Source organism: Methanobrevibacter curvatus, from assembly GCF_001639295.1.
In the GTDB taxonomy this organism is placed as follows: domain Archaea; phylum Methanobacteriota; class Methanobacteria; order Methanobacteriales; family Methanobacteriaceae; genus Methanoflexus; species Methanoflexus curvatus.
Genome location: NZ_LWMV01000219.1, coordinates 1 through 9,633, shown reverse-complemented (window position 1 = coordinate 9,633; position 9,633 = coordinate 1). Strand labels below are relative to the sequence as shown.

Annotated in this window: 11 protein-coding genes; 4 read left to right on the top strand and 7 right to left on the bottom strand. The window is 24.5% G+C overall.

Annotated elements, in window-relative coordinates; all coding sequences use genetic code 11:
- Both MBCUR_RS09240 and MBCUR_RS09235 read left to right on the top strand, forming a co-directional pair.
- Positions 1-755 (top strand): restriction endonuclease subunit S (locus MBCUR_RS09240; RefSeq protein ID WP_211265146.1); only part of this gene is annotated, 755 nt, incomplete at its 5' end.
- A 273-nt stretch (positions 756-1,028) separates the two neighbouring features.
- Positions 1,029-1,775, top strand: a complete 747-nt coding sequence (locus tag MBCUR_RS09235) for an abortive infection family protein (protein WP_067092619.1) — start codon at positions 1,029-1,031, stop codon at positions 1,773-1,775.
- Positions 1,776-1,902: 127 nt separating this feature from the next.
- Here the strand turns inward: MBCUR_RS09235 and MBCUR_RS09230 are convergent, their stop codons facing one another.
- The 4 genes from MBCUR_RS09230 to MBCUR_RS10700 form a co-directional block, all read right to left on the bottom strand.
- Positions 1,903-2,286 carry a HEPN domain-containing protein gene (locus MBCUR_RS09230; RefSeq protein WP_067092617.1) on the bottom strand — a complete coding sequence of 128 codons (384 nt, stop codon included), beginning with the start codon at positions 2,284-2,286 and terminating at the stop codon, positions 1,903-1,905.
- An 18-nt stretch (positions 2,287-2,304) separates the two neighbouring features.
- Positions 2,305-2,616, bottom strand: coding sequence for a nucleotidyltransferase domain-containing protein (locus MBCUR_RS09225; protein ID WP_084269684.1), 312 nt, complete (start codon positions 2,614-2,616; stop codon positions 2,305-2,307).
- A gap of 384 nt (positions 2,617-3,000) precedes the next feature.
- A complete protein-coding gene (locus tag MBCUR_RS10705) occupies positions 3,001-3,360 on the bottom strand; it encodes a hypothetical protein (RefSeq protein ID WP_211265145.1) in 360 nt (119 codons plus the stop codon).
- 90 nt (positions 3,361-3,450) lie between these two features.
- Positions 3,451-3,798 (bottom strand): KilA-N domain-containing protein, encoded by a 348-nt coding sequence (locus MBCUR_RS10700; RefSeq protein WP_211265147.1) that lies wholly within the window; start codon positions 3,796-3,798, stop codon positions 3,451-3,453.
- A 418-nt stretch (positions 3,799-4,216) separates the two neighbouring features.
- Here MBCUR_RS10700 and MBCUR_RS09210 point away from each other — a divergent pair, with 418 nt between their 5' ends.
- On the top strand, positions 4,217-5,803 hold the full coding sequence (locus MBCUR_RS09210; protein WP_067092613.1) for an ATP-binding protein: 1,587 nt from the start codon (positions 4,217-4,219) through the stop codon (positions 5,801-5,803).
- 4 nt (positions 5,804-5,807) lie between these two features.
- Here the strand turns inward: MBCUR_RS09210 and MBCUR_RS10465 are convergent, their stop codons facing one another.
- Genes MBCUR_RS10465 through MBCUR_RS10970 form a run of 3 tightly spaced genes read right to left on the bottom strand, consistent with a single transcriptional unit; the run spans position 5,808 to position 6,323 of the window.
- Positions 5,808-5,978, bottom strand: a complete 171-nt coding sequence (locus MBCUR_RS10465; protein WP_157077731.1) for a hypothetical protein — start codon at positions 5,976-5,978, stop codon at positions 5,808-5,810.
- Positions 5,979-5,992: 14 nt separating this feature from the next.
- On the bottom strand, positions 5,993-6,175 hold the full coding sequence (locus tag MBCUR_RS09205; RefSeq protein ID WP_067092612.1) for a type II toxin-antitoxin system RelE family toxin: 183 nt from the start codon (positions 6,173-6,175) through the stop codon (positions 5,993-5,995).
- A gap of 16 nt (positions 6,176-6,191) precedes the next feature.
- On the bottom strand, positions 6,192-6,323 hold the full coding sequence (locus MBCUR_RS10970; RefSeq protein WP_281190584.1) for a hypothetical protein: 132 nt from the start codon (positions 6,321-6,323) through the stop codon (positions 6,192-6,194).
- 442 nt (positions 6,324-6,765) lie between these two features.
- Here MBCUR_RS10970 and MBCUR_RS09200 point away from each other — a divergent pair, with 442 nt between their 5' ends.
- Positions 6,766-9,354 (top strand): ATP-dependent helicase, encoded by a 2,589-nt coding sequence (locus tag MBCUR_RS09200; protein ID WP_067092611.1) that lies wholly within the window; start codon positions 6,766-6,768, stop codon positions 9,352-9,354.
- Positions 9,355-9,633: the final 279 nt, after the last annotated feature.

Below are 9,633 nucleotides of genomic sequence, written 5' to 3'. Positions count from 1 at the left end.
TAATGAAAATAAATTTTACCTCCATGAATGAACAATTCAAAATAGCTGATTTTCTAACAACACTTGATAGAAAAGTAAACCTTTTAGAAAAGAAATTAGATATTTTTAAGGATTTTAAGAAGTTTTGCATGGAACAACTATTCGCACAGAAATTAAGATTTAAAAATGCGAATGGTGAAAATTATCCTGATTGGGAAAAAATGAAGTTAAGTGATATTTTTGTTGTTGGTAAAGCTGGTGGAACTCCTAAATCTACTGAAGATGAATATTATAATGGGGACATTCCTTTTCTAAGTATTGCAGACATGACATCTCAAGGAAAATATATTTCAAATACTACAAAAACGATTACTAAAGAAGGATTAAATAATTCTTCTGCATGGATTGTTCCTGAAAATAGTTTATTATATTCCATTTATGCATCTGTGGGATTTGTTGCAATTAATAAAACTCCTATGTCAACAAGTCAAGCTATTTTCGGAATCATTTTAAAAAATAATATAAATATTGAATATATTTATTATTATTTGCTTGATTATAAAAAATATATTCATAGATTAACTGAAACAGGAACTCAAGGAAACTTAAATTCAAAAATTGTCAATGATATAATTATCAATACTCCTACGAAGGAAGAACAAGACATAATAGCTAATTTTCTAACAGAAATAGATAATAAAATAGATAAAATAGCTATTGAATTAGAAAATACAAAAGAATTTAAAAAAGGATTGCTACAACAAATGTTTTGTTAAATTAGCGGTAAATATGAATGATAAAAAAGATTTAAAATTTAACATTTATTGCTTAATGTTTCTGATGTTTATGAAATAAAAATGATGGATAGATAATGTGATTATGAATATATGGAAAAGGAAAAAGTTATTATAAAATAATTTTACAATACACTATACTAAAATTTCAGGAGGCAACTATTTTACAGAGCCCAAAAAACACATAAAAAAACAAAAATGCAAAAACGCTTTACGAACTACTGAGTATTAAATTTTATTGAGGGATTTTATTTGATGGAAGAATTATTTATTAAAATAGATGATTTTCAAAGTTTATTAATTGGTATTGCTACTGGAGATAGTGATAGTTATAATGATGATGAAGGTTATGAAAAATTAAGAAAAGAAATTTTATCATTTTCTGAAATAAATGAGTTATTGCCTTATTTTGTTAAAAATAAAAGATCACCTAAACAATTCTGGGATTTTATCAAACCTAAATATCCTTCTTATGCTGAAAGAAGGAACTTTATTAATGAATCGTTTGAAAAAGTACTGGAATATGCTGAATCATTACCTTATACTAGGAAAAAAGACTTTGACGATGGAATTAGAACTAAAATCGATAAATTTGATGAGTACATTGTTTCTGAATGGGATAAGGCATTGGAAAGAAAGAACACTGATCCTGATGGTGCAATAACAATGTCTCGAACATTGGTTGAAACAACATGTAAGTTCATCTTGGATAATTTGGGTGAAGAACATAAAAGTAGTCATGATTTACCAAAATTATATAAATTAACTGCAAATAAACTAAATTTATCTCCTACTCAACACTCTGAGCAAATATTAAAGCAGATTTTAGGAGGTTGTACTTCTATTGTTGTTGGGGTAGGTGCTTTAAGAAATGAACTTGGTGATTCTCATGGAAAAAGTACATCACAACCTAAACCTTCTTCTATTTATGCTGAACTTGCTGTGAATTTGGCTGGAACTATGACAACTTTTTTATTAGAGAGTTATGAAAGTATATTATGAGTATAATTTAAAACTTGAAATTAAGATAATAATCTAGATAAAATAGCTATTGAATTAGAAAATACAAAAGAATTTAAAAAAGGTCTACTTCAACAAATCTTCATTTGATTAGAATATGAGATATTTTCTATCTTAACTTTACAGAAAATTTCATACATTCTTCAACAAAAATTTTTGCATCATTTAAAAATTCTAAAGTATCCTCTTTTGAAAAACTTATTTTAAGTGTATAATCTGCATCTTCTCTTTCTTCAAAAAGTTCTTTTAAAGTTTTGGCTATTTTAGAATCGAAATTTTCATTAACAACTAGTATTCTACCAAAACAACTAATTGTTCCACTGTGTGTTTTTGTAATGAACCCTCTTTCGATCAATAATGCTTTTGCAACATAAAAACATGCATAATAAGAACGATTAATGGAGGTATTGTAATATCCTCCATCAATATTGTATTTAGAAACTTCTAATGATTTAAAAGCATTATCAAAAAGTAATTTCACTTCTTCTTTCATAAAAATCACTGTTTAAAGTTAATTTAATACAATACCTTCCCTATTTACATTAATAAAATAAGAAAAATCTTTAAATTTTTTACAATAATCTGAAGATTTAATCTTAGTTGATATGAATTCACCAGTTTTTAAAAGAATATTAAATGTTTTAGTGTGAATATCATCTTTAATTTTCTTTTTAGCTGACTCATTATTTGTAATAATTAAAATATCAATATCAGAATATTTACTATCCTCACCACGAGCCACAGAACCATATAAAATTATTTTTTCAATCTCTGGATGTTTTAAAGATTCTGCAAAGTCGATAGCTAACTGTTTACGATTCATAATATCACCTTAATTAAATATATAGTTTAAAATATAAATAATTTTCTTAAATTTGATAGTATGAATTTTTGAAAAGTTTTTTTGAAATTTAAGTTTTAGGATATGTTTCATATTCTTTTTTTAAAGATGGCTTTAAATACTGAGAATTATCTAACATTATTATCCAAAAAGTAGCAATAAAATACTATTAGATATCTAAAATTCTTTTTATCAAGAGAATTGAAAATTTATACCACATTAAAGAAAAAATAGCTAATTTTTTAAGAATTCTAGATAATAAAATAGGAAAATAGCTATTGAATTAGAAAATACACAAGAATTCAAAAAAGGCTTACTCCAAACAAATGTTTTGTTGATTTGGTTAAAATTTTAATTTTTAATGAATTATCTTAATCTTTTTATTTGTTTATTTTTAATAAGCGACGACATTTGGCTTATTGCTACATTATTCAACTCTTTTATTCTTATTTCTTGTGGGAGTTCTTGATGAGTCAATAATGCATTAATGCTTTCTAAGTTAGATAACACAACCAATTGTTCTAATGTAGAATAATCACGAATATTTCCTTTTTTATTTGGATTTTCTTTTCTCCATTGAGTTGCGGTTTTGCCAAAAAGAGCTACATTTAATAAATCTGCTTCGTTTGCATAAATAAAATTTGATTGTTCGGATGTTATAATCTTTGGAATAATTATTTTTTTAATTGCATCTGTGTGGATTGTATAATTAATTTTAGAAAGCATTCTTTGAAGATTCCATTCTTTGGATTTTAACTCATTATTTTTAAGCCTTTGAAATTCTTTAACAACATATAATTCAAATTCTACAGATATTCAACTTGCAAATTTAAATGCAATGTCTTTATGGGGATATGTTCCTCCATATCGACCAGATTTTGAAATTATGCCTATTGCACTTGTTTTATCTATCCATTTTTTGGGAGATAATGTAAATACATTTAATCCTGATTGCTTTCTAAACCCCTTGAATTCGAGGGGTTTAAAATTGGTATTATATAAACTTTCCCAAATTCCTAAAAATTCTAGTGTATTTAGATTTCTCATCCAATTTCCAATTACTGCATTTGCATCGTCTGATTTATATTTTGCAATGTCTGTGATAGATAAATAGTCATCTGTCTCTTGGGAAATTAAAGTAATTTCAGTATCTTTAACTTTTATTTTTTCTTTGAAATGTCAACATCTCCTTTAGTTAAAAAATTAGATAAGAACATATTTATCATTGCATATTAATTATTTTTCTATTTAATTCTAAATTAGTCTTAAATATATTTTTAAAATTAATATTCATACATTAAGTCTAAAATGTTTGCTTAATAAATTTATTAATTGGAAAACCATTTTGGTCAAGCTTTTTTTTAAAAGCTTGAATGTAGATGTAGCAAATTTTTATTAATGAAAAAATGATTTTTTCTAAAAAAACTCTATTTTTTTTAATTGAATTTGAATATATATTTATAATACTTTTAACATAAATTAAATTATTATATAATAAAAACATATAATTTTTTAAATGCTTTATTTTTTAAACTTTTTTAAATTTTTTTTTTAAAATTATTATATAAATTAAGGGATTTAAATGATTGAAAAAGATGAATTATCATTGGGAATAGCTACACTAAATGATATTATAGAGAATAACAAAATATATGTTGATAAAACAGAAATTATTGAAAAGTTTATTGGTTTAAAAAGAAAATATTATTTTTTATCTCGCCCTAGAAGATTTGGAAAGTCATTATTGGTTAATACTTTAAAAGAACTCTTTGAAGCTAATAAAGAATTATTTAAAGGTCTTTATATTTATGATAAATGGGATTGGACTATATCATATCCAGTTATTCATTTGGATTTGTCTAAATTAAAATCTAACAACAAGGAAACATTAGAGATTTCCTTAAACTTTTATTTAGATAGAATAGCTAAAAATTTTAATATTACTCTTCAAGGGAGCTACTCAAATGATAAATTTACAGAACTAATTGAGGAAGTTTCAAAATCTTTTGGAAAAAATGTTGTGGTATTAATTGATGAATATGATAAACCAATAATAAACAATATCTCAGATAAAAAATTATCTGAAGATATTAGAGATGGATTAAAAGATTTTTATGCTGCTTTAAAAGGTGCTGACAGTAAATTAGAATTTGTTTTTATTACAGGAGTGACTAAATTTACAAAAGTGTCAATTTTCTCTGATTTAAATAACTTAGTAGATTTAACTATGGATCCAATATGCTCAAAAATTTGTGGATACACACATACAGAATTAGAAAAAAATTTTAAAAATAATATAATAAATAGTGGAAAAAATTATAATTTATTAGAAAATCAACTAATTGATTATATTAAAGACTGGTATGATGGTTATTCTTGGGATGGTGAGAATTTTTTATATAATCCTTTCTCAATTTTATCATTTTTCCATTACAATACATTTAATACCTATTGGTTTGAAACAGGAACTCCAAGTTTTTTAATGGACATTATTAAACTAGATAATAATGTAAATCTTTTATTTAACAATAATTTAACTCTTTCTGGAACTTATCCAAGTTTTGACATTAATAATTTCGATTTAAAAACTATTCTTCTACAAAGTGGTTATCTCACAATTAAAGATAAAAAACTATCCCCTGGTGAGTTACCTATCTATAATCTTGATTTTCCAAATAAAGAAGTTAAGGAATCTTTTTTTACATATGTTTTAGGGAATTATACTAATAAATCTTCAGAAGACATTTACTTCTTGTCTAAATCTATGTTTAATCAACTAATAAATCTCAATGAAGATGGATTTCAACAATCTTTAGAAATTTTATTTAGTAATATTAATTATAGTTTACACAGCAGACTAAATGATTTAGAGTCTTTTTATCATATATTATTTTTATCTTGGATGAAAATCATAGGATTTGATATACAAGGTGAAATCATCCAATTAAAAGGAAGATTAGATGCGGTTTTAGTAAAAGAAAATATAGCTATTATTTTAGAGCTAAAATTTAGCAAAACTAAATCAATGGATAAATTATTAGACGAAGCTATTAATCAAATTATAAATAAAGATTATTATAAACCATACCAAGATAAAAAACTTATTTTAGTAGGAATAACTATTAAAAATAAAGAGGTTAAATGTAGAATAGAAAAATATGGAAGTTAATATATTAAAATGCATCATTAATATTTTTTAACTCTTTTTTAAATTTGTTTCTTTCCATGTTTTTTATGACTCTGTTTAATTCATTGGTGTTTTCTACTAAAATTGCAGAAATTACAATGTATTTTGAACCTTTTATTTCCAAGTCCCCACTTTCATTGATGAATAAATATTTCATATTATCAACTAATCTTACCATATAATTTTATTTATTTTAAAAACAATTCTAAAAGGATCCTTTCTTTTTCGTATACATCCCTGAAGTTTTCCTTTTAATATTTTAGAATCATTGGGACTTATTTGAATTTCATCAATAGATTCTAACAAAATAGAAATTTCATCTTTTGGTAATTTTTTTATAGATCTAATTGCCATTTTAGAATAAGTGATCTTACATTCCTTTATAATAATTATCTACTCCTAATTTTGATGCAAGTTCTTCAGTAGTAAGTGCTACACTATCACCATTTTCAATCTTTTTTATGCCTCCTTCAATTTCTTTAATAAGTTTTTCAGTTGTCATTTCAAATTCTTCTGCAACTTCTTCAACATTTAACTTTCCATAGTCCAGCTCTAATTTTAATTCTAATTTTAATTTTAATTTTAATTTTAAATCCTATTAAGTCCTTTTCTTGAACTTGTTTTGATATGTTTTTTTTAGTGGTATCTTTTTGTAGTCATGAAAAATCCCTCTCTTTTTATCAATGTTATATATTTTATAATTAAATATTTCATGTTTTTAAATCAAATAATTATAATATTAAATTTAAATCATTTTTTTATTTTTGCATTGGAAGATTATAAATAATTTTACATATTAAATATTTAATTAGTTTAAATTTCTACTAACTTAAATATATATTAACCAAATATCTATTATTTTAATATTTGATATATGAATTTAATCGTCTTAAAATTTTTATTTAATTTTTATTATCTAAATTTAAATTATTTTATGTGTTTTTATGATTAAAAAGCAGACAAAATCTTATTCTAAGGAAAAAATATATTCTCATCTTCATCCATGGGTTTTGGAATGGTTTAAATCAAAGTTTGATGATTTTACACCAGCTCAGAAGGGAGCAATTGTAGATATAATTAAAGGAAACAACATACTTATATCTTCACCAACAGGATCAGGTAAAACATTATCTGCTTTTTTAGGGATTATTAATCATTTAACTTACCTTGCAGAAGCTGAAAAATTGGAAGATAAGGTCTATTGTATTTATATATCCCCTCTTAAAGCATTAGACAATGACATCAACAGGAATTTAGAAGAGCCACTTAAAGGAATTGAAAAAATAGCTGGTAAAAATTTATTAATTCGAAAAGCTGTTAGGACAGGTGATACTTCCCAATATGAGCGATCTAAGATGTTAAAAAATCCACCTCATATTTTAATAACCACTCCAGAAACTTTGTCTATTCTTTTAGTTGCACCAAAGTTTAGAGAGAAATTGTCTCATGTGAAGTATGTAGTTGTGGATGAAATACATGCTCTTGCAGATAATAAGCGTGGAAGTCATTTATCTTTGTCTCTTGAACGTCTCCAACATTTAATAGGTGGATTTACACGAATTGGTCTTTCTGCAACAGTTTCTCCACTTGAAGATATTGGAAAATTTTTAGTTGGAAATGAGTATGGTGTGGACAGGGACTGTTTAATTATAGATGTTAATTATCTAAAAAAACTTGATATTGAACTTATTTCTTTAAACAAGGATAAATTACTATTTGAAAATAGAGAATATTCTCAAGATTTTTACATTACATTAAATGAATTGATTATGAATCATAGAACCACTTTAATTTTTTCAAACACTCGCAGTGCAACAGAAAGAATTATTTACAACCTTAAAAAGCAATTTCCAGATAATTACAATTCCAAGAATATAATGGCTCATCATTCAGCTATTTCAAAGGAATTAAGACTTCTTAGTGAAGAAAATTTAAGAAATGGTAGATTAAAAGCCATTGTTTCATCTACATCTCTTGAATTAGGTATTGATATTGGATATATTGATTTGGTTATTTTAATCAACTCACCTAAATCTGTTTCAAGAGCATTACAGAGAATTGGAAGAAGTGGACATCAGTTAAATGAAATTTCAAATGGAAGAATAATGGTAACATCTAGAGATGAGCTAGTTGAGTGTTCTTTAATTTTAAAAAATGCTAAAGAGGGAAAAATTGATAAGTTATCAATAATAAAAAATCCTTTAGATGTTTTAGCCCAGCACATATATGGAATGGCTATAGAAAATCCTTGGGATATTGACTATGCTTTTGATGTAATTAAAAAAAGCTATTCTTTTGAAAACCTTGAAAAAGATGATTATGACGATGTTTTAAGCTATTTATCTGGAGAATATCAAGAACTTGAGGAAAGATCAGTTTATCCAAAAATTTGGATAGATTATGATAAAAATATTTTTGGAAAAAAAGGAAAGTTAGCACGAATGTTTTATTCAACTAACATTGGAACAATTCCTGATACTTCTGGTGTTTTAGTTAAATGTGATGGTGAGGTAATAGGAAAAGTTGAAGAGGATTTTATGGAAAATCTTAAAAAAGGAGACACTTTTACCCTTGGTGGTAGAATATATAGGTTTAACTATGGAAAAGGAATGACAATAAATGTTTCTCCTGCTCATGGACCTCCTACAATTCCTTCTTGGTACTCTGAAAAACTTCCACTTTCTTTTTCTCTAGCTTGGGATATTCAAAGGCTTAGAGCTATTTTAGAAGGTAAATTTCAAGCTAAAAGGAGCAAGGAAGAGATAATTTCTTTTTTAAAAAAATATTTATACATCAATGAAGATGAATCTTTAATTATATATGAATACTTTAGACAACAATATCTTTATGCTCAAATACCCTCAAATAAAAAGATTTTAATTGAATACTACAAAGGTTTTGGAAAAACCAACTTTGCAATATTTCATACTCTTTTTGGAAAAAAGACAAATGAAGCATTGGCAAGAGCAACTGCATATATCGTAGAAAAAAAGTATAACTCTGATGTTAATATATTGGTTAATGATAATGGATTTTATTTAAGCTCTGATGGAAAACTATATGGGATTGAAGCATTTAAAACAATTAATGCTGATAATTTATGGGATATTTTAATTAAAGCTGTTAAAAACACTGAAATTTTAGCAACTAGATTTCGACATTGTGCTGGAAGATCATTAATGACCTTAAGAAATTATAAAGGAGAAAAAAAGCCTGTTGGAATGCAACAAGTTAGAAGTAAGATTTTATTAAAGTTTATTAATGATATGGATGATGAATTTCCAATCTTAAAGGAAGCTCAAAGAGAAACAATTGAAGATTACATGGATTATAGTAATGCTAAATCAATTTTAAGCAAGATTAAAAATGGACAAATAGAACTTAAAACAATTAATACATTAATTCCTTCTCCTTTTGCTCTTAGTTTAATATCAAAACCATATACTTCTACTTTATCAAGTAGTGACAAAGAACAATTTGCAATTGCAATGAATAAAGCTATTTTAAATCAAATCAAAGATAAAAAAATATAATTTTATTTTTTCCTAAAGTTTAAGTATTTTATAAAACATATAATATTATAATATTTTAAAAATTGTATAAAAAATATTTTTAGTTAATACATATGACTAATATTGAATTAACTTATAATTATCTTTTTTATTATTATTTTTAATAGGCTGTGTAAGATTATTTTTTGTAAAATAGATATCTAATTAAAATAAATTAAAATATTTTTAAGCATTAATATACATTTTTATAAAAAATAAATGTTTAAAATAATTATAATTAATAGATAACTAATATTAATC

Excerpts from the sequence above, each read along its gene's own strand:
- MBCUR_RS09235 (WP_067092619.1), top strand. The coding sequence starts at position 1,029 with ATGGAAGAATTATTTATTAAAATAGATGATTTTCAAAGTTTATTAATT.
- MBCUR_RS09230 (WP_067092617.1), bottom strand. The coding sequence starts at position 2,286 with ATGAAAGAAGAAGTGAAATTACTTTTTGATAATGCTTTTAAATCATTA.
- MBCUR_RS09225 (WP_084269684.1), bottom strand. The coding sequence starts at position 2,616 with ATGAATCGTAAACAGTTAGCTATCGACTTTGCAGAATCTTTAAAACAT.
- MBCUR_RS10705 (WP_211265145.1), bottom strand. The coding sequence starts at position 3,360 with ATGCTTTCTAAAATTAATTATACAATCCACACAGATGCAATTAAAAAA.
- MBCUR_RS09210 (WP_067092613.1), top strand. The coding sequence starts at position 4,217 with ATGATTGAAAAAGATGAATTATCATTGGGAATAGCTACACTAAATGAT.
- MBCUR_RS10465 (WP_157077731.1), bottom strand. The coding sequence starts at position 5,978 with ATGAAATATTTATTCATCAATGAAAGTGGGGACTTGGAAATAAAAGGT.
- MBCUR_RS09205 (WP_067092612.1), bottom strand. The coding sequence starts at position 6,175 with ATGGCAATTAGATCTATAAAAAAATTACCAAAAGATGAAATTTCTATT.
- MBCUR_RS10970 (WP_281190584.1), bottom strand. The coding sequence starts at position 6,323 with ATGACAACTGAAAAACTTATTAAAGAAATTGAAGGAGGCATAAAAAAG.
- MBCUR_RS09200 (WP_067092611.1), top strand. The coding sequence starts at position 6,766 with ATGATTAAAAAGCAGACAAAATCTTATTCTAAGGAAAAAATATATTCT.